Annotated in this window: 13 protein-coding genes; 10 read left to right on the top strand and 3 right to left on the bottom strand. The window is 43.6% G+C overall.

What is annotated here, in order from left to right:
• The first annotated feature begins 272 nt into the window (after nucleotides 1-272).
• From V7R35_RS08190 to V7R35_RS08175, 4 genes are all read left to right on the top strand, one after another.
• Nucleotides 273-2,045 carry an alpha-amylase family protein gene (locus tag V7R35_RS08190; protein ID WP_438823455.1) on the top strand — a complete coding sequence of 591 codons (1,773 nt, stop codon included), beginning with the start codon at nucleotides 273-275 and terminating at the stop codon, nucleotides 2,043-2,045.
• Nucleotides 2,046-2,237: 192 nt separating this feature from the next.
• The gene (locus V7R35_RS08185; RefSeq protein ID WP_334014424.1) at nucleotides 2,238-4,082 is read left to right on the top strand and encodes a glycoside hydrolase family 13 protein; all 1,845 of its coding nucleotides are present in this window, start codon (nucleotides 2,238-2,240) and stop codon (nucleotides 4,080-4,082) included.
• A 38-nt stretch (nucleotides 4,083-4,120) separates the two neighbouring features.
• Complete coding sequence (locus V7R35_RS08180) at nucleotides 4,121-5,602, top strand: MFS transporter (RefSeq protein ID WP_334014253.1); 1,482 nt, start codon at nucleotides 4,121-4,123, stop codon at nucleotides 5,600-5,602.
• A complete protein-coding gene (locus tag V7R35_RS08175; protein ID WP_334014252.1) occupies nucleotides 5,603-7,303 on the top strand; it encodes an alpha-amylase family glycosyl hydrolase in 1,701 nt (566 codons plus the stop codon). It abuts the gene before it with no gap.
• 100 nt (nucleotides 7,304-7,403) lie between these two features.
• On the opposite strand, the gene V7R35_RS08170 is transcribed toward V7R35_RS08175, so the two are convergent.
• The gene (locus V7R35_RS08170; protein WP_334014423.1) at nucleotides 7,404-8,426 is read right to left on the bottom strand and encodes a LacI family DNA-binding transcriptional regulator; all 1,023 of its coding nucleotides are present in this window, start codon (nucleotides 8,424-8,426) and stop codon (nucleotides 7,404-7,406) included.
• Nucleotides 8,427-8,673: 247 nt separating this feature from the next.
• Here V7R35_RS08170 and glnS point away from each other — a divergent pair, with 247 nt between their 5' ends.
• Nucleotides 8,674-10,341 carry a glutamine--tRNA ligase gene (glnS, locus tag V7R35_RS08165; RefSeq protein ID WP_334014251.1) on the top strand — a complete coding sequence of 556 codons (1,668 nt, stop codon included), beginning with the start codon at nucleotides 8,674-8,676 and terminating at the stop codon, nucleotides 10,339-10,341.
• A gap of 73 nt (nucleotides 10,342-10,414) precedes the next feature.
• On the opposite strand, the gene V7R35_RS08160 is transcribed toward glnS, so the two are convergent.
• On the bottom strand, nucleotides 10,415-11,161 hold the full coding sequence (locus tag V7R35_RS08160; RefSeq protein WP_334014250.1) for a YciK family oxidoreductase: 747 nt from the start codon (nucleotides 11,159-11,161) through the stop codon (nucleotides 10,415-10,417).
• 305 nt (nucleotides 11,162-11,466) lie between these two features.
• Between V7R35_RS08160 and V7R35_RS08155 the strand changes: the two genes are divergently transcribed.
• The 4 genes from V7R35_RS08155 to V7R35_RS08140 all read left to right on the top strand — a co-directional run bounded on the left by V7R35_RS08155 (nucleotide 11,467) and on the right by V7R35_RS08140 (nucleotide 18,698).
• Nucleotides 11,467-14,073: a VolA/Pla-1 family phospholipase gene (locus V7R35_RS08155; protein ID WP_334014249.1), complete on the top strand. Its 2,607-nt coding sequence runs from the start codon at nucleotides 11,467-11,469 to the stop codon at nucleotides 14,071-14,073.
• Nucleotides 14,074-14,315: 242 nt separating this feature from the next.
• Nucleotides 14,316-16,844, top strand: a complete 2,529-nt coding sequence (locus V7R35_RS08150) for an acylase (protein ID WP_334014248.1) — start codon at nucleotides 14,316-14,318, stop codon at nucleotides 16,842-16,844.
• A gap of 126 nt (nucleotides 16,845-16,970) precedes the next feature.
• Nucleotides 16,971-17,990, top strand: coding sequence for a protease SohB (gene sohB / locus V7R35_RS08145; protein WP_334014246.1), 1,020 nt, complete (start codon nucleotides 16,971-16,973; stop codon nucleotides 17,988-17,990).
• Between the two features lie 63 nt (nucleotides 17,991-18,053).
• The gene (locus V7R35_RS08140) at nucleotides 18,054-18,698 is read left to right on the top strand and encodes a TetR/AcrR family transcriptional regulator (RefSeq protein ID WP_334014244.1); all 645 of its coding nucleotides are present in this window, start codon (nucleotides 18,054-18,056) and stop codon (nucleotides 18,696-18,698) included.
• A gap of 66 nt (nucleotides 18,699-18,764) precedes the next feature.
• Here V7R35_RS08140 and V7R35_RS08135 read toward each other — a convergent pair whose 3' ends face one another.
• Entirely contained in the window at nucleotides 18,765-19,124 is a 360-nt protein-coding gene (locus V7R35_RS08135) for a hypothetical protein (protein WP_334014422.1), read from the bottom strand.
• Between the two features lie 257 nt (nucleotides 19,125-19,381).
• On the opposite strand from V7R35_RS08135, the gene V7R35_RS08130 reads away from it, so the two are divergent.
• Nucleotides 19,382-20,143, top strand: coding sequence for a Nif3-like dinuclear metal center hexameric protein (locus V7R35_RS08130; protein ID WP_334014243.1), 762 nt, complete (start codon nucleotides 19,382-19,384; stop codon nucleotides 20,141-20,143).
• Nucleotides 20,144-20,154 lie beyond the last annotated feature (11 nt).

Here is a 20,154-nt window from a genome sequence, read left to right as displayed (position 1 = left end):
TAATAACAACAAAGCTACTCGTAATTGGTAGCTTTTTTGTTTTTGAATACGTATGCATGTTTTTTAACATACGGTTAACGCGTATCCTTACTGCATGTTAATTTAACGACCTAACTGTCATGCAAACAAACTCTTCTTTTCGACTAAAATCATTAACTACTGCTATGCTTTGTGCGGGTTTAATGGCGTGTAGCGAATCCCCTCAAACATCGAACAATACAGCCGCTCAAGAGGTCACTGTGCAAGATGTTAAAGATAGCAACAATGATGCAATGACAAGTGAAAAGAGAGAAGGGAAGCCTGTTGTTTATCAAGTGTTTACCCGTTTATTTGGTAACACAAACAGCACAAATAAACCTTGGGGAACTATTAAAGATAACGGTGTAGGAAAGTTTAAAGACTTTACTCCAGAAGCGCTTGAATCTATCAAGGCCTTAGGTACCAGTCATATATGGTTCACTGGCGTCCCGCATCATGCATTAGTTAACGATTACAGCGAATACGGTATTTCAAACGATGATCCTGATGTAATTAAAGGTCGTGCGGGCTCACCCTATGCTGTTAAAGACTATTACAATGTAAATCCAGATCTTGCTACAGACCCAGCAAAGCGTTTAGAAGAGTTTGAGGCATTGATTGCGCGCACACACGCGGCCGGCATGAAAGTTATTATTGATATAGTGCCAAACCATGTTGCACGTGATTACACGTCATTGTCGGCACCTGAAGGTGTGTCAGATTTTGGTGAAAATGATGATACGTCAGTAGAATATGCGAAAAACAACAACTTTTACTATGTTGTTGGCGAAGCATTTAAAGTGCCACAAGCAGACAACTACCAAGTACTAGGCGGAAATCCTCATCCTTTATCAGACGGTAAATTTGATGAAATGCCTGCTAAATGGACCGGAAACGGTGCACGTGCTGCACAACCAGAAATTAACGATTGGTATGAGACCGTGAAGGTCAACTACGGGGTAAAGCCTGATGGTACATACGATTTCCCTGTACTTCCCGATAACTATTCAGACAAAGATTACGCGGCTCACGCCGCATTTTGGGAAGGTAAAGCATTACCAGATTCATGGTTTAAATTCAGAGACATCGCGCACTATTGGTTAGACAAAGGTGTTGATGGCTTCCGCTATGATATGGCTGAGATGGTACCTGTAGAATTTTGGTCGTTCTTAAACAGCAGTATTAAACAAAAGAACGCAAATGCGTTTCTGCTTGCAGAGGTTTACCAGCCAGACAAATATCGCGCCTACTTACATAAAGGGAAGATGGATTATCTTTACGACAAAGTAGGCTTTTACGATACTCTGAAAAGCATTATGCAAGGAACGGGTGAAGTAAGTGACTTGGTTGCCATTCATAACGAGGTGAGTGATATTGCACCAAGCATGCTTCATTTTCTAGAGAATCATGATGAACAGCGAATTGCCAGCCCTGACTTTGCCGGAAGTGCCGAGAAAGGCAAGCCAGCATTGGCGGTAAGCGCACTAATTAGCAGCTCTCCAACACTGTTGTATTTCGGGCAAGATGTTGGTGAAGACGGAAGTGAAGAAACAGGGTTTGGCGACCCAACACGCACATCAATTTTTGATTATGTAGGTGTTCCTGCCCATCAACGTTTCATGAATGAAGGTGCATTCGATGGTGGCCAGTCTACTGAAGAAGAGAAATCACTTCGTCAATTCTACGAACAGGTTATGGCCATTGCCGCCACTAATTCAGCGGTAACCGGCGAGTTAATAAGCCTTCATAAAGACAGCTTAAGCAACAACTCTAATTACTCTGAACGTCAGTTTGCTTTTGCAAGAGTAAAAGATAAACACGGATTCATTGTAGTAGCAAACTTTGATACTGCGCCGGTAAATAACGCTGTGTTGACGCTTTCTAGTGATTTCTCAAACACGTTTTCAGCAAATCAAGAATTGCTACCGCTGCTTGACCATACGGGTGTGACTTTGCAGGACAAGGAAAATGGCTACAACATTACTGTTGACCTTCAACCACTAGAAACAAAGGTTTTCGCTTTCTAGCCGTCGAAGGTTACTTACCTTTTTCACCAATGCACGGGCGTGAATACGTATGCAGTGCATTGGTGTTAACTCCTCTCCATTGTAGTATTCGACGTTAGCGTTTCGTTTAACGTATTTTTAACAAAAAGGTATTTGTTAGTGTTCACGTTCCCAAAAAGTAAAAACTCTGTCGCCTTGCTACTTAGTAGTGTGATGGCTACAACGCTTTCGTTTACTGCAAATGGTAATGGGCTTAATGTTTCACCACCCAATTGGTGGGCTGGTATGGCTTCGCCTACGTTGGAGTTAATGATACACGGCGAGGGCGTAGCAGATGACACCATTCGCTTGGTCACTAAGAGCGGCCTAGAATCGGGCGTAAACCCGGGCGTGAAAATTGAAAAGGTTCAATCGCTTGATAGTAACAACTACCTTTTTGTTACGCTAAATACTGAAGATGCACGTTCTGGTGAAATAGTGCTTTTGTTGGAAGATAAAGACGGCACTAAAAGGACCTTACACTACACACTGCAATCTCGCAGTGAAAAGTCTTCTCAGCGTCAAGGCTTCACTGAAAAGGATGCGATTTATTTAATAGCTCCTGATAGATTTGCAAATGGCAATATTGAGAACGATAACGTTGATGGCTATGCAGACTCTGTTGATAGGGAAAACAAAGGCGGGCGTCACGGCGGAGACATTGAAGGGATCATCGATCATCTCGATTACATAAGCGATATGGGCTTTACCCAAATATGGACAATGCCGTTACTAGAAAACGCTATGGATGCGTATAGTTATCACGGTTATTCGACCACAGATTATTACAAAATCGACCCGCGTTTTGGCTCTAATGAAGATTACGTCAGTTTGAGCAATCACGCAACAGAGAAAGGTGTGGGTATTATCATGGATATGGTGCTAAACCATATTGGAAGCAATCACCTTTGGATGAAAGATAAACCCTCTGCAGACTGGATAAACAACAAAGGCACATTTAAGGGAACAACTCATAAACGAGAGTCACTTCACGACCCACATGCTGTTGCGAGCGATGTAAAAGGGTTTAGTGACGGTTGGTTTGTACCTACCATGCCTGATTTGAATCAACGTAATCCTCACTTAGCTAATTACCTTATTCAAAACGCTATCTGGTGGGTTGAGTATGCCAATTTAAGTGGCATTCGCGTAGACACCTATTCATATTCCGATAAAGACTTTTTAGCGCAATGGACACAGGCGCTAATGGCAGAGTATCCAAACTTTAACATTGTGGGTGAAGAGTGGTCTGTAAACCCCGCGATTACTGCTTACTGGCAAGCGGGTAGCCATAGACATGACGATTATGAAAGCGCGCTTCCGTCTGTAATGGATTTCCCACTACAAACTGCGGTTGTTGAAGCATTAACGTCGGATGAAAGTTGGAACAGTGGCTTTATTAGCATTTATGAAACACTTGCCACCGACTTCTTATATGGTGATTCTAACAACCTTGTTGTGTTTCCTGACAATCACGATATGAGCCGTATTTTTACACAGGTTGATCACGATGTTAGAAAGTGGAACATGGCAATGACCTTGTTCTTAACGACGCGTGGAATACCGCAAGTGTTCTACGGTACTGAAATTTTGATGAGTAACCCAGGTACAGATGATCACGGTATTATTCGAACCGACTTTCCTGGAGGGTGGGCCCAAGATAATCAAAAAAATGGCTTTAACGATGTCGGCTTAAGCGAAGACGAAAAATGGGCGAAGCAAAGAGTCCGCACGCTACTTAACTTTCGTCGTAACCACGTAAGCTTTTTTGAAGGCGAGTTAAAGCACTACGCGCCGAAAGACGGCGTTTACACCTATTTCCGCGTACCAGCATCTCCGTCAGATGGATTGTTGATGACAGTTTTGTCTAAAAAAGAGCAGTCTGTTGCATTAAGCGAATACGCTGAAATGCTATCGGGTTTTAAAACGCTCACAAAAGTGAGTACTGGCGAAGTTTTCTCCACAGACGATAAGGTTTCTATAGAAGCGATGTCAGCACAAGTATTTATTGTGCGCTAACGTAATTAACTTAATAAAAACTAATAACAGAGCATTATATGCAGACTTCTCAACCACGCCTTTCTTTTTGGCAAATATGGAACGTAAGCTTCGGCTTTTTGGGTGTTCAATTCGGATTTGCTTTACAAAACGCAAACGTAAGTAGAATTTTGACCGGCCTTGGCGCAGACCTTCATTCACTCTCGCTTTTCTGGTTAGTGGCTCCCATTATGGGCCTAATCGTACAGCCTATTGTTGGTTCAGCATCTGATAGAACGTGGAACCGTCTGGGAAGACGACGTCCGTTCATTTTTGGTGGTGCTATTGCTGCATTTATTGGCATGATTTTGCTACCTAATGCGCCAATTTTTGTTGCCTTTCTTGCGCCAATGATAATGGGCGCACTTATGGTGGCGTTAATGGATGCTTCGTTTAACGTGTGTTTCCAACCGTTCCGCTCACTGGTCTCTGACATGGTCCCGGCATCACAGCGTAACGTTGGCTATTCTGTGCAGTCGCTTCTTATTAATATTGGCGCGGTAATCGGTTCAATTCTTCCTTTTGTGCTAACCAACGTGATTGGTTTAGAAAATACGGCGCAAATGGGTGAAGTAGCACCTTCGGTAGTGTGGGCGTTTTACATTGGTGCAACCGTACTATTAGGTACTGTTATTTGGACGGTTATTCGTACTAAGGAATATGAACCTGAAGAGTACAATCGCTATAAGGGCCTTGATGCAGATACGGCTGAGCCACAAGAAGCTAAAGCACCATTATCTCAGCGAATTGGTGAGTTCTTTAAGTTGGTTCGAGATATGCCAAAAACCATGAAACAGCTTGCTGTGGTGCAGTTTTTCTCGTGGTTTGCACTTTTCATTATGTGGGTCTACACCACGCCTGCAATTACACAACATATTTGGAATATCGATAAGAAATGGTACGACCCAGAATACCTTGCGTCTGTTGGCACTGTTCCAGAATCGATTAGTATTGCAATGGGGGCCGCTGGTGATTGGGTAGGTATTCTATTCGCTGCTTATTCTGTATTCGCAGCTATTTTTTCAATTTTCTTAGCCAAACTAGCTGATACGCTGAGCAGAAAAACGGTTTACGCTGGGGCGCTTATACTGGGTGGCTTAAGCTATGTCAGTTTCTTAGCGTTCCAAGATTTAACCATGGTAAACGTGAACCTGCTTATTACAGAAGTAACAGTGCCAGTTGGCGCAGTGAAGCTACTAATACCTATGATTGGCGTTGGTATCGCATGGGCTGCAATTCTTGCAATGCCTTATGCCATGCTGGCGGGCTCGTTACCTGCTAATAAAACCGGTGTCTATATGGGAATTTTTAACTTTACTGTTGCAGCGCCACAAATTGTGTCTGGCTTAACAGCAGGTTGGATCCTAAGCAGTGTCTTTAATAACGATGCCAAGTACATTATTGTTGTTGCAGGTATCTCAATGCTTATTGGTGCAATCGCAGTATTCTTTGTTAAGGAAACTGATATGCATACCGCAAACGCTACACAAGGAGTTGAATAAATGAAAGCAAAGCGCTCGATAATTGCCGTAGCTCTTTCTGGTTTGTTAGTTGCAGGTTGTGCAAACACGGCCGTTGATAAAAAAACATCTACAGTAACGCAATCGCAAAATATTGTGGGCACTTCTACGCCTTTCGCCAGTGAAGCGGTTTATTTCGTTGTTACCGACCGTTTTGTCGATGGCGATAATACTAATAACCATGAAAATCAGGGGGGCGATTACCCTACATGGCAGCTCCCTCTAGAGGGGCCTGATGGTAAGAAAGCCTATGTGGGTTATATGGGGGGCGATCTAAAGGGAATTCTTAACAACGCACAATATATTAAAGACATGGGTTTCACCGCTGTGTGGATGACGCCTGTGGTAGATAACCCAGACTATGCGTTTAATGGCGATGAGCCTATTACCTATGGTGGTGCGTTTAAAGATGGTGGCAAAACGGGCTATCACGGCTATTGGGCTACAAACTTCTACCAACCAGACGAGCATTTAATAAGCGAAGACCTAAGTGTAAAACAATACACCACTGCAATGCGCGAGCAGTTTGGTTTGAAATCAGTTTTTGATATTGTTGCCAACCATGGGAGCCCTAGTTTTACTATGGAAAGTGATTTGCCTGGTTACGGCGAACTATACGATAAAAACGGCAATTTAGTGGCGGACCACCAAAACTTGGCGCCTGAAGAGTTGGATCCGAAGAACAATCCGTTACATGCGTTCTTTCACAACTATCCCGATCTTGTAAAACTTTCAAATCTAGATGATGAAAACCCCGTGCTTCGCGATTACCTCATTAACAGTTATTTGTACTGGATATCACAGGGCGCTGACGCTTTTAGAATCGATACAATCAGACACGTTCCTCATGCGTTTTGGCGTGAAGCGGCAGATAGAATTCGTGAAAACAACCCGAATTTCTTTATGTTCGGTGAGAGTTTTAATTACGATGCCAAAGCTATTGCACAACATACACTACCCAAAAATGGTGGCGTAAGTGTATTGGACTTCCCAATGCAAAAAGCCATGGTGTCGGTATTTGAAAAGCCATTGGAAACTGATTTTGCCGACTTGAAAGACGTGCTTTATCTAACGCATGGCCCGTATCACAACCCATATGACCTAACGACATTTTACGATAACCACGATATGGCGCGCATAAACGCTACGGATAACGGTTTTATAAATGCGCACAACTGGTTGTTTACCGTACGTGGGATCCCTGTTGTTTATATGGGGTCTGAGATTGGTTATATGCGTGGTACGGCTGAGCATGCTGGTAACCGAAACTACGTTGGTCAAGAAAATATAGAAAAAGCGAAGGGACACGCTATACATGCTGCACTTTCAACCATTGCTAACGTTAGAAAGCAAACACCTGCTTTACAGCGTGGCCTTCAAGTAAATGTGGAATTAAACGGTCATCGCGCAGCGTTTTATCGTGTAGTTCAAACTGCAGATACACAGCAAATTGCGTTGGTATTATTGAACAAGAGCGATAAAACTGAAACGTTCGATATTGCTGATTACATGCAGGCAGGTATATGGGAAGAGCAGCTTAGTGGTCAAACGCAACGCGTTGACCAAGGTGATGGGCTAGAAGCTAGCGTGCAGCCAAATGGTGTTCAAGTTTGGGTTGTAAATGACACAGTAAAAGATGCACGTTTTCTTGAAACGATAGAAGATCAAATGTCGCGTCAGTAGTTTGCTTAATCTTAAAAAAAAAGCACGGCTTGAGACATTAGGCTGTGCTTTTTTGTTTCTATAGCGCGTTGTTCAAAAGCGCGAGTTTATTCTTTTTTGTTTATTCAGAGCCACAAGACTGCCTAACAATAATATCTGCAGGCATAAGGTAATCTTCTACCTCTTCATTATTAATTGCTTTAAGCAGTGTTGAAACTAACAGTTCACCTGCTAGTTTGGTGTTTTGTTGAACTGTGGTCAGCGATGGTGTGGTGTAGGCCGATACTGCAATATTGTCATAGCCAACCACTGCTACATCGTCAGGAACACTAATTTGGGCTTGACGCAGGGCTCGTAGGACACCCATTGCGATTAGATCTGATGCACAAACAATCGCCTGCGGTAACTGGTTTTTTTCCAGTAGTGCTCGTACTGCTTGCGAGCCAGCGTCTTCAGTAGAAATGGCATTGTGTTGAACGCTAGTTTCATGAAGGCTATGTTTTTTCAATGCGTCGTAGTAGCCATCAAAGCGCGCTTTAAATTCTGGCGCATGCACACCATTATCGCCAATAAATGCAAACGACGATTTTCCAAGTGCAACTAAGTGTTCGGTAATACTGTGACCGCCTTGGTAGTTATCACAACCAATACTTACGCCTGGGTGTGCGGCATCAGGGGCACCCCAACGCACGAAGTGTGTGCCTTGTGATTCTAATTGCGCCACTTTGGTTTGATAATCGGTATAGTCACCATATCCCAGTAATATTATGCCATCAGCTTTGTTAGAGTCTTCGTATTCTGCGTGCCAATCGTCTTCCAAATTTTGAAACGATACAAGCAGGTCATAGTTCGCATGCGCACAAGCACGAGTAATACTGCCTAGCATTGCCAAGAAGAACGGATTAATCATTGAATCGTCAGAGGTAGGATCTTCGAAAAGAAGTAGGGCAATGGTGCTACTCTTTTGTTTTCTCAAGTTACTGGCGTTTTTATCTACTTTGTAATTAAGTTCACGTGCGATGCGTTGGACGCGATCGCGGGTTTCTTGATTTACCAGAGGGCTGTTGTTTAATGCTCTTGAGACTGTAGATTGAGAAACGCCGGCTAAGTGGGCAATATCAAAAGAGGTTGCTTTTTCTTTCATAGACACCATGTTTTGCTGCAACGACACTGTTGTCATCGTGATTAGGTTACCACAATTTTCAGTAGTTACATGTTTTTTGGTAGCTTGTAAGTGCTTTAATAGAGCAATTTAATATGCCTAGTGTGATCCGTGCTTTTTATTCCGTCACTTGTAAGCCCTTTACGCAATAAAACATGGTTGTTCTAATTGCGACAGTGTTATACTCAGCGAAAATTTTAAGTATTCAGTGCACAAGGGGAACATGCGAATGGCCGAGACTGAACATCGTCCGACCAATTTTATCCGTCAAATTATCGATAAAGACTTAGCAAGTGGTCTTCACGACGTTATTAAGACACGATTCCCGCCAGAGCCAAATGGCTTTCTCCATATCGGTCACGCGAAATCAATTTGTCTAAACTTTGGTATTGCTCAAGATTACACAGGTACGTGTAATTTACGTTTTGATGACACTAACCCGGCAAAAGAAGATATTACTTACGTTAACTCGATTAAAGAAGACGTTGAGTGGTTAGGTTTTAGCTGGGATGGCGAAGCGCGTTACTCGTCAAATTATTTTGACCAGCTTCATGCTTATGCCAACGAGTTAATTGACAAAGGTCTAGCGTATGTCGACTTTTCATCTCAAGATGAAATGCGTGAGATGCGCGGTACGTTGAAAGCGCCTGGTCAAAACAGCCCTTATCGCGACACTGATGTAGAAACAAATAAACGCGAATTCGCAAAAATGACTGCGGGTGACTACACAGAGGGTGAGTGTAGCTTACGTGCTAAGATTGATATGACATCGCCGTTCATGTGCATGCGCGACCCGGTTATTTATCGTGTAAAACATGCTCACCATCACCAAACAGGTGATAAGTGGTGTGTTTACCCAATGTATGACTTCACGCATTGTATTTCTGATGCCATTGAGGGCATTACGCACTCTTTATGTACACTTGAATTCCAAGATAACCGTCGACTTTACGACTGGGTAATTGAAAATATTTCAATAGACTGTACGCCACGTCAGTACGAATTCTCTCGTTTGAACCTTGAGTACACTGTTCTTAGCAAGCGTCGTCTTATTCAATTAGTTGAAGAAAACCACGTTAATGGATGGGATGACCCGCGTATGCCAACCATCGCTGGCTTACGTAGACGCGGCTATACGCCTGGTTCAATAGTTGAATTCTGTAAGCGAATTGGTGTCACGAAAATGGACAACATGGTTGAAATGTCTATGTTGGAAGCATGTATTCGTGATGACCTTAATGCCAACGCGCCGCGCGCGATGGCCGTGTTAGATCCTATCAAGCTGGTTATTGAAAACTACGAGGAAGGAACATCTGAAACACTGGTTGCACCTAATCATCCTAACGATGAAACAATGGGTACACGCAATATTGGTTTCAGTCGAGAAGTGTATATAGAAGCAGAAGACTTCCGCGAATCGGCTAATAAGAAGTTCAAACGTTTGGTACTTGATAAAGAAGTACGCCTTCGTAATGCGTATGTAGTAAAAGCAAACCGTGTTGAAAAAGATGCAGACGGAAACGTGACAACGGTTTACTGCACGTACGACCCAGATACGCTCGGCAAAGACCCAGCTGACGGACGTAAAGTGAAAGGCGTAATTCATTGGGTAGATGCAGCTTCAGGTCAACCCGCTGAGTTCCGACTTTACGATAGACTGTTCAACGTACCTAACCCAGCGGCTGAAGAAAATTTCACTGACGCAATTAACCCTGAGTCACTTGAAGTGAAAACAGGGTGGGTGGAAGCAAGTTTAGCGAATAATATACCAGATGTAGGTGCTTGGCAGTTCGAAAGAACCGGTTACTTCTGTATTGATAAAGACAGCACTGACGAAAAGCCTGTATTCAATCGCACAGTAGGTCTTCGCGATACATGGGCGAAGATTGGCGAGTAGCACCTAGTTGCAACTAATATAAAAAAGCCGCGTGTGTTACGCGGCTTTTTTGTGAGCATTTACATTTTGGCGTTTAACGCTTGGGCTGACAGTCTAGTGACTGGCCATTAACATCTGAACTATCATCACCCATAAGATATAAATACATAGGCATGATGTCAGCGGGTGTTTTTAACGTATTAGGGTTTTCAGCAGGAAACGCCTGGGCTCTCATATTTGTTCGAGTGCCACCAGGATTTATACAGTTAAAGCGCAGCGATTTGTTTTGATATTCATCAGCAAGGGTTTGCATAACACCTTCTGTTGCAAATTTTGAAACCGCATAAGTACCCCAAAAAGCACGACCTTTGCGGCCAACGCTAGACGTAGTAAATATTACCGAGGCTTTCTCAGCTTTTTCAAGGGCTGGAATAAGTGCTTGGGTCATGAAAACCATGCCGTTAACATTTGTATGCATAACGTCTTGCCACTCCTGTGCATCGATATCTTTAAATGCGCTTAAATGACCTAAAACCGATGCGTTGTGTAATACACCATCAAGGCGACCAAACTGTTCAATGATAGTTTGTGCCATTTGTTGGTAGTGGCTAGGTGTAGCACCCTTCAAATCAAGCGGCACAATAGCAGGCTCTGCGCCTCCGGCATTCACAATGTCGTCGTAAACAGATTCCAGTTTCGAAACAGTGCGACCCAGTAAGATGCAGGTTGCACCGTATTTAGCGTAGGTCTTTGCTGCTTCTGCGCCAATACCGTCACCAGCGCCAGTAATAAGGATGACTTTGTTATTGAGTAACTGCTGTGGGGCAACATAGTCGTTCATTTTTTTCCTTAGAATCCGTAAGATAAATGCAATAAATTTTAGCAATATTAATGATGCCCGATCATACTCACACTGGCGCACAAGTAAAACAATGATTCAAAAAACGTGGTGAACGTAAAAAAAGTTAACAAAACTGGTTAACAAAACTTTGCAAAGTTGCAACAAAGTCAATAAGATTGAGCTAGATACAACTGGTCTAACATGTTTGAAGTCGATTTTTGTGTGTTATCAGGATACAAAGGCACACATTTTTATAAACATTCGATTTTAACAAAAAATAACAACAATGCTTGTAGGGAGTAGAGATGAGAAAACTCGTATTAAGTTCCAGTGTGGCCCTTGCGCTGGGTCTAGCAGGCTGTGGTGGCTCCGATGAAACCCTTGACGACATTCAAGCCGATACAGAAATCCAAACGCCATTTTCTAGAGTCGTATTCGATCCAGCAGCTGGGAACTTAAACATTCCTAATGACCTTTTGATGCTCCCAGGTGACGATGGGTTCTTCGATTATACGCTAAATATTCCTGTAGCTGACCCAACAGACTTTAGCGACCCACAGAATGCACTTAATATTTTGGATGGCTGGTCTACACAACATCCGTTTGTGATCAATGTTGACACGCCTGCTGGTGCATCACTTGACGCCTCTACGCTTTCTGCAGGTATTTTGCTGTATGAAGCAACACTTGGCCTTGACCAGTCTGACCCTGACTGTGCACAAATTACGACACCTTCAGCTGGCTGTAAGTTAGGCGACCAGCTTACGTTTGGCGTTGATTATGTTTTAACATTAGCAGATAACAACACAGTACAGTTTGTTCCGTTGAAACCGCTTAAGCCGGCTCAAGGCTACATGCTTGTTATGACGACTGACTTGAAGGATTCTTCGGGCAAGTCTGTTCAGGGCTCTTCTTCATGGGAGCTAACACGTCAAGACATCAACACGAATCCACTTTCAAGTGATAGCCAGCTTCAGCTACAAGGCTTAGTTAACTCACTAGTTAATCCACTTCTAGGTGCAGGTTTTGAGCGTGAAGAGCTTATTTATGTTTCTGCTTTCACTACCCAATCAATCGCGAATTCACTTGATACCATTAAGAAAGTAATGGTTAGTGAATTCGCGGCACGTGCGGCAGCTGGCGACCCAACTGCTGGACAAGCATTACCTGCCATTGTTGTAGGTGATGTAGATTCAGCACCAACGGCGATGGAAGCATTAAATCTAGTTACCGCAGAAACTGTAGCGGGTGCAGTGGCACTTGGTAAGCAAGGTCTACCACCTGAAGCGGCACCGCTTATTCCTGCAATTGATGCAACAGACTTTAGCGCACTTCAAACCTGCGCAGGCCTTGTTGGCACAGTAAGTGGTCAACTAGCGGCACAGTGGGGCCCAGTAAACGACTTTGCTATTGCTGTTTCTACCGGCATCCTTGCACAAGCAGGTCCATTCTGTGCGGCAACGCGTTACGAAGGTAACATCTCACTACCATATTTCTCTGGTATTCCAAGTGCTGAAAACCCACTTGCGCCAGTGAATACGTTCTGGCAAGCAGCGTGTGACAGCGGCATCGTGCTAGCGGGTGCGCCACAAGAAGTACTTGGTGCAGCGGCGCCTGGGCCGAACGCACAAACGTGTAGTGCACTTGGTTTGGCAGATTTGCGCGTAAATGGTGAAAAGCTAGACAATGCACGTAACATCACTAAATTTAACCCATATCCACAGCCAACAGGTGGAAACATGGGTACCGAGCAACTTGACGTTCAGGTAACTGTACCTAACCCAGCTATTGCAGGTGCACTTGGTTTCCCAATTGCAATGCCTGAAGCGGGTTGGCCGGTGGTTATTCTGGCGCACGGTATTACTAGTCAGAAGGAAGACATGCTTGCTATTACTGGTACGCTGTCACTTGCTGGTATTGCATCGGTTGCTATCGATCAACCTTTACACGGCAGCCGCGGTTTTGACCTAGATGGCGACGGTAATGACGACCTTAACGCAACCACAGTTAGTGCAACGCACTATATGAACTTGGCTAGCTTACCTACAGCGCGTGATAACCTTCGTCAAAGTGTTTCAGATCTTTTAGGTTTACGTCTAGGTTTGAACGCAGTTGTTGATACAACAGCGACGCAAGGCGTTAAGTTTGATACCAGTCGTGTTTCTATTATGGGTGTTTCGCTAGGTGCGATTACTGGTGGTAACACTGCATCTGTAGCAAACACATCAATGGGCGGCGACCTAGCTGCACTTGACGGTATGTATGCAATTAAACAGGCATCACTAGAATCTCCTGGAGGCGGTCTACCGCAGTTCCTTCTTGAGTCTCCTGCATTTGGCCCTCTAATTCGCGGTCTGCTAATGTCACAGGCTTCTGAAGAATTCGTAGGTTTACTCGTAGAGCTTTATGGTACTGCCGATGTTTCTGAAGCAGAGCTTGTTGCAGCAGTTAATGCGTTTGAAGCCAATGCGACTGAAGAACAGCTTGCAGCGGTAAATGCCGTGTTTGCTGAATTTGCGTTTGCAGCTCAAACGGTGATGGACGCTGGCGACCCAACTAACTACGCTACTGTATTAGGTGAGACAACGCCTGTTCATATGATGACTGTTGTGGGCGATGGAAGCGAAGAAAACCTCCCAGACCAAGTAATCCCAGTGTCTACTGCGTTACCAATGTCTGGTCAGCTACCACTAGCGCAAATTATCGGTCTAGACCAAGTTGTTGAAACACAAGGTCCAAGCGCTGACCCTGTGAGCGGTCTTGTGTTGTTCAATAGTGGTGCACATGCATCAAGCTTAAGTCCTACTGCAAATGCTGCAGTTACAGCTGAAATGCAGCGTGAAGTGGCTGGCTACATCGCTTCTGATGCAGCAGCGCTACCTATTACAGATACAAGCGTAATTTCTAACTAATAGTTAATTACACTCAATGTTTTAAAAAGCCGGCATTTGCCGGCTTTTTTTATGCCTAAACTGCAATCCTAATTGAATGTTATTTTATGTTAATGTAGTGTTAATTGGTCGGATCTGTTGAGGTGTTTTACCATATATTAGTACTACTTCATTTTGTTTCTTTTTTGCTTGCATGGGCGAGGGGATACAAGGTTAAAAATGGAATATCTCGAGAGTTAACATCAATTCAGGGAATAAAGAAGATGAAATTTATCCAGCTCAATCCTGCTAAATCATTAGTGGCGCTTTCAGTTACTGCATTACTTACAGCCTGTGGTGGTAATGATAACGATTTTGATAATGTTCAGCAGGTTGAACCTATACCACCTGTTGGAGAGCCTACTCCCACACCCATCCCATCATTTGCTGCGAATGGCGAGTTAGAGGCTGAGATACGTTGGACAACCTATGGTGTCCCTCATGTTAAAGCTGATAGTCTAGAAAGCATGGCTTACGGTGTTGGATATGCGTTTGCGCGCGACAACATGTGCGTACTTGCTGATCAAATCGTTAAATATAACTCGCAGCGTGCCAGATTTTTTGGTCCAGATCGCGTACCAGGTAGCGGTGATTCAGAACATCTCATAAATGACTTTGGCTATTTAACGTTGGGTGTAAGAGAGCTCGCAGAAGAAAACTTACCGCGTATGTCTGCTAATTCTCGCGCAATGTTCCAAGGTTATACGGCTGGATACAATAGATACCTAAATGAGACACCCGTTGAAGATCAAGACCCACAATGTGCAGGGCAGCCATGGGTAACAGACATTGATAGTGTTGACCTGCTAACTTACTCATTGGGTGTTGCATTATTGCCTGGTGCGTCTAATTTCCTAGGTCCAATGTTTTTGGCAGCGCCAGACGGTGTGAGCTATTTACCTACACCGGCTGCAGCAACACCAGCAGCTGTAGCATCTGCGCTTAGTATGACACCGTCTATAGACGTTGATGTCCCTGATAGAAATCCGCAGGACATGGGCTCAAATGGTTGGGGATTAGGCAGTGATAAAACCACTAATGGTCGAGGGCTTGTTCTAGGTAACCCGCATTTTCCTCACACGGGGAACCTTCGCTTTTGGAATTTTCATACACAAGTTCCAGGGCATTTAAATGTGACCGGTAGTTCACTTATGGGGCTACCTGGTGCAGTAAATATTGGTTTTAATGAAAATGTTGCGTGGACACACACGTTTTCAACGGCAGAGCATTTTGTTGTTTATCAGCTAACCCTTGATGGTGATGATGAAGCTGGGTTAACCCATATTGTAGATGGCAATCGTCGCACCATTTATGAAAAAGAAATGCAGATAGACGTTGCCGTTGCGCCTGGGCAAACCATTAAGCTAAATAAAACGGCCTATTTCACTAATTACGGCCCAATGATTGAAGTACCAGGGAACTTCGATTGGAACGACACGAATGCTTTTGCAATTAAAGACGCTAACCTGCCGAATTTTGACATTGTTGATCACTGGTTAGCGATGAACATGGCAACGTCAATGGATGAGTTTAAACAAGCATTCAAAGACTATGATGGCGTTATTTTCAATAACACGATGGCGGCGTCAAGTGACGGCCAAGTTTTCTACATAGATGACTCTACTGTACCTAACTTAACGGATGTAGCCATAGAGCAGCTCACTTCCAATCCGTTACTTATTCAAACTAAAGCGGCGGCAGGTTTTACGGTATTACCCGGTAATATCTCACAGTTTGATTTTGACGGCCCTGTACCGTATGAAGAGGCACCAAAATATGAAGGTACCGACTCGGTTCAAAATTCTAACGATAGCTATTGGTTAACAAATCTTTCGTCGCCGATAAGAGTAGCAAACCCCATGTATGGCAATGTAGATAATCAACAATCGCTACGGTCTAGAATGGGTCAGAAGTTTATTGAAAATGAAGCGGGCAGCGACGGTACTTTTACTGCAGAAGAAGTAGAAGCGTTGTTATTGAACAACAGAAGCTATTTAGCTGAAGATGTGTTGCCTAGTTTGCTTGAAGCCTGCACAACTCAAGGGGATACGCCAGTTAACGTAGATGGAACGGATGTGGATATTTCACAAGCGTGTAATGCGTTGGCTGTATGGGATGGAGCAATGAACACTGCAAGTACAGGCGCTCATGTGTTCAGAGAGTTTGCATTCCAATTTAGACGTGCTCCGCAGTGGGAAGTGCCGTTCTCACTTGAAGCACCTGTGACAACACCAACTGGGCTATTGCAGAATGATACTACCCTTGAACAGTTCGCAAGGGCTGTACAAGTCATTGAAGCTGCTGGTGTTGCTTTTGATGCAGAGTTTGGTGACGTGCAGTTTGTAGAGCGCAGTCTGCCAAATGGCGCACCATCAGGTGAAAAGTTACCGTGGGGCGGTGCACACAACGTTGAAGGTGGCTTCAATGTGTTTGATACCATTACAGGTAGAGACGAGACCTTACTTCCTCGTCATCAGTACGCTAGGGTAAATAACAGTACCATTATGAGTGCTGAAGCACAGGGCTATCACATTAATTATGGTACCAGCTGGGCAATGGTTATTAGTTTTACCGACGAGGGACCAGAAGGAAGAGGTATTTTGACATACTCACAATCGCGCCTAGCTGATAGCGAGCATTACCTAGATCAAACTCGCCTTTATTCGCAGCAGCCTACATTGCGCGATATTTACTTTACTGAAGAAGATATTGCTGCAAACGTAATTGAAACGGTAACACTATCGTCAGAATAAATTGAGGCTGTTATTATAACTGCAAATCTATAAGTATCGCGCTTTCGATGTTTGTTGTATCTATATTGAAAGCGCGTTTTACGTTCAGGGGGAGGCTTTCCCCTTTTGTTTTACTAGGAGTGTAGTTTGGAGTTTTTGTACGAATACGGTTTGTTTGTGGCTAAAGCAGTCACCTTGGTAGTGGCATTTGTTGTGGGTGTCGCCACAATTGTTGGTGCAGCAAGTAAACAAAAACAAGGAAAAGGGCATCTTGAGATCACGTCAATCTCTGACCAATTGAAAGACGTTACGCAATATGCAAAGCAAGTTTTGCTAGACAAAACGGCAATGAAAAAGCTTGCAAAAGAGCAAAAGAAAGAAGCAAAAGCGAAAAACAAACAGCAAGACAGTGAAGACAAGTCGCGTTTATTTGTCATTGATTTTAATGGTTCAATGGATGCAGGTGAAGTAGATCACTTACGTGAAGAAATTACCGCCATATTGTGTGTGGCAGAGCCTAAAGACGAAGTATTGGTGCGCCTTGAGAGCGGTGGTGGTGTGGTGCATGGTTATGGCCTTGCGGCATCACAACTTCAGCGCATAAAGAACAAAGGAATTCAGCTTACTATTGCTGTAGATAAAGTAGCCGCTAGCGGCGGATATATGATGGCTTGTGTAAGTGACAAATTAATTGCCTCTCAATTTGCTTATATTGGAAGTATCGGCGTGTTGGCTCAGCTTCCAAACTTCAACAAACTATTGAAGAAAAACGACATTGAATTTGAACAACACACCGCGGGTGAATTCAAACGCACGCTGACTGTGTTTGGAGAGAATAACGACGAGGGTAGAGCGAAATTTAAAGAAGAAATTGAAGAGATTCATGTTCTGTTTAAAGATTTTGTTCATAGCCAAAGACCTAATATGGACATCGATAAGGTTGCAACTGGGGAATATTGGCCTGGTGTTAAAGCAAAAGAGCTTGGTTTAGTAGATGAAATAGCGACGTCTGACGACTACATTCTTTCGCACTATCCCAAACGAGAAATTTTCAGCGTTAAGTACGCCATTAAAAAGAATGTTGCTGAAAAACTAGGCATGTCTGCCGCAAGCGTAGTTGAGCGTGTCTTTATGAAAGGAATGAACAAAGCTCGCCACTGGTTTTAGGAAATAGATAAGGGCATTGCCCTGTGTTGATATACATAACAATAACGACAAGATAATAAAAATATGGCACGCCACACAAAAAACGACATCCTAGATGCGGCTGAATATTTGTTTGCAGAACAAGGGTTTGCCCAAACATCTATGCGTGAAATAACAAACCGTGCGCAGGTAAATCTGGCTTCTGTTAATTACCATTTTGGAAGCAAGAAAAACCGGATCCAATCGGTTTTTAAACGCTATTTCGATCAACTCATGCCAGATGTTGAAAAAAGTCTTGCTTCGTTGGGTGTTGAGGAAGGCACCCGTGGCGTGGAGTTGTTGCTGTTCTCTCTTATTCCTCCCATGCTTAATTTAAATACTGTGTCTGAAAATGGCACAGCAACGTTTGTAAAGCTACTGGGAAGAGGATACAACGAAACACAGGGGCATTTACGTCGTTTTATAATGAACGATTATGGTAAATGTATAAGAGCGTTGGTTAGTGGCATTCAGTGCTGTTTGCCAACCTTGCCTGAAGAGACGCTTTTTTGGCGAATGCACTTCGCTATCGGCAGCTTTGTATTCTCTATGACATCTAGTCAGGCGCTTACGGAAATAGCTGAGTCAGATTTTCATAAACACGTGGAAATAGGAGAGGTTATGCGCCAGTTAGTGCCGTTTGTCGCACAAGGACTTGCTGGGAGTGTAGCGCTTGAGGACGTTGTATAGCTAGCGCATGTTATTAAGAGCGTGTTAAGCGTTCCCCAAAATATAATCAAGGGAACGCTTGGTACACTAGCGCGGAAGTATGGCGCCAGGTGCTTCAGCTTTAAGTTTTTCTGCCCAAAAATCTTTTACAGAAAACCCACTGTTTTTCGCTTTCTTTTTCGCCGCTTTATTGGGTTTAGCTGCTTGCTTTGCAGCAGGCTTAGCAGCTTTCTTTGCTGGTGCTTTGGCCGCTGGCGCTTCAACTTTTTCAGCAACGCCACCTGACAGCGCTTCAGTCATTTCTTGAATTTGCGCTAAACGCACATTCTTACCACCATCAACGCTGTACCAGCCGCTTTTAGCTTCTATACTTGGCGCCTTACCGTTGGCATTGGTATACGCTTTCGTGAAGTCTGCAATCACTTTGTCTTTGTCTAGGTTTGCCATGCTTTTTATGCTCTTTATTTTGTTTAGATGACGAACGCTTGGCGTTTCAATATATGCTGCAATAAAAACAATGCGTGGTGAGTGCCAAATCACCATAGTGCAAATTCATATTAACTGCACTTTACCGTTTTTAATGGGACACTCTATTCGCTGTTACGTATACACACGTTTGTTGCATTACAGGGTATAATGGTAAACGTTCGCGTGTTTTTATAACGCTTTTTGAACAATTTGTCTAACTTTCAACCGGAGGTTTTGTGTCTATAACGTCTTTTGAATTAAAAACATACCTTGATAGCTTGCTACGAACTAATGAAATAGCAGACTATTGCCCCAACGGACTTCAAGTGGAAGGTAGCAGCCGTGTACAGAAAATCGTAACAGGCGTAACGGCATCTCAGGCGTTAATTGATGCAGCCATTGCCAAGGGGGCCGACACGCTATTGGTTCACCATGGGTACTTCTGGAAAGGAGAGAGCCAACCTATTGTAGGTATGAAAAAGCGTCGTATTGCGTCATTGCTAGCTAATGACATAAACCTTTTTGCATACCATCTTCCTTTAGATGTGCACGCCGAATTAGGTAACAATCGTCAACTTGGTGAGTTAATAGGTGCATCAGACATAACAGCTGCTACAAACGCAAAACCAAGCGGTGTAGTAATGCATGGAAAGCTTGAATCTGAACACACCACAGCATCACTACAACAAAAATTATCCGAGGTGTTAAAGCGAAGCGTTTTAGCAGAAGGAGATAGCTCTGCTCCGATATCAACAGTGGCTTGGTGTACGGGCGGTGGTCAAAACTTTATAGAACAAGCGGCAGAACTAGGTGTTGATGCGTTTGTAACAGGGGAAGTGTCTGAGCAAACCATCCATACGGCAAGAGAAATGGGCATTGTCTTTTTTGCAGCCGGGCATCATGCAACTGAAAGGTATGGCGTTAAAGCATTGGGAGAGCATTTGCACAGCCATTTTGATATCGACGTTGAGTTTATCGATATAGACAATCCGGCGTAACGAAAATACCA

It is taken from the genome of Alteromonas sp. S167 (assembly GCF_036864375.1).
GTDB lineage: Bacteria > Pseudomonadota > Gammaproteobacteria > Enterobacterales > Alteromonadaceae > Alteromonas.
Note: the sequence above shows the minus strand (reverse complement) of the source record. Positions and strands in the feature narration are given on the sequence as shown.

Bases quoted from the DNA above. Each gene is read 5' to 3' on its own strand.
- V7R35_RS08190 (WP_438823455.1), top strand. From the start codon at position 273: ATGACAAGTGAAAAGAGAGAAGGGAAGCCTGTTGTTTATCAAGTGTTT.
- V7R35_RS08185 (WP_334014424.1), top strand. From the start codon at position 2,238: ATGGCTACAACGCTTTCGTTTACTGCAAATGGTAATGGGCTTAATGTT.
- V7R35_RS08180 (WP_334014253.1), top strand. From the start codon at position 4,121: ATGCAGACTTCTCAACCACGCCTTTCTTTTTGGCAAATATGGAACGTA.
- V7R35_RS08175 (WP_334014252.1), top strand. From the start codon at position 5,603: ATGAAAGCAAAGCGCTCGATAATTGCCGTAGCTCTTTCTGGTTTGTTA.
- V7R35_RS08170 (WP_334014423.1), bottom strand. From the start codon at position 8,426: ATGAAAGAAAAAGCAACCTCTTTTGATATTGCCCACTTAGCCGGCGTT.
- glnS (WP_334014251.1), top strand. From the start codon at position 8,674: ATGGCCGAGACTGAACATCGTCCGACCAATTTTATCCGTCAAATTATC.
- V7R35_RS08160 (WP_334014250.1), bottom strand. From the start codon at position 11,161: ATGAACGACTATGTTGCCCCACAGCAGTTACTCAATAACAAAGTCATC.
- V7R35_RS08155 (WP_334014249.1), top strand. From the start codon at position 11,467: ATGAGAAAACTCGTATTAAGTTCCAGTGTGGCCCTTGCGCTGGGTCTA.
- V7R35_RS08150 (WP_334014248.1), top strand. From the start codon at position 14,316: ATGAAATTTATCCAGCTCAATCCTGCTAAATCATTAGTGGCGCTTTCA.
- V7R35_RS08140 (WP_334014244.1), top strand. From the start codon at position 18,054: ATGGCACGCCACACAAAAAACGACATCCTAGATGCGGCTGAATATTTG.
- V7R35_RS08135 (WP_334014422.1), bottom strand. From the start codon at position 19,124: ATGGCAAACCTAGACAAAGACAAAGTGATTGCAGACTTCACGAAAGCG.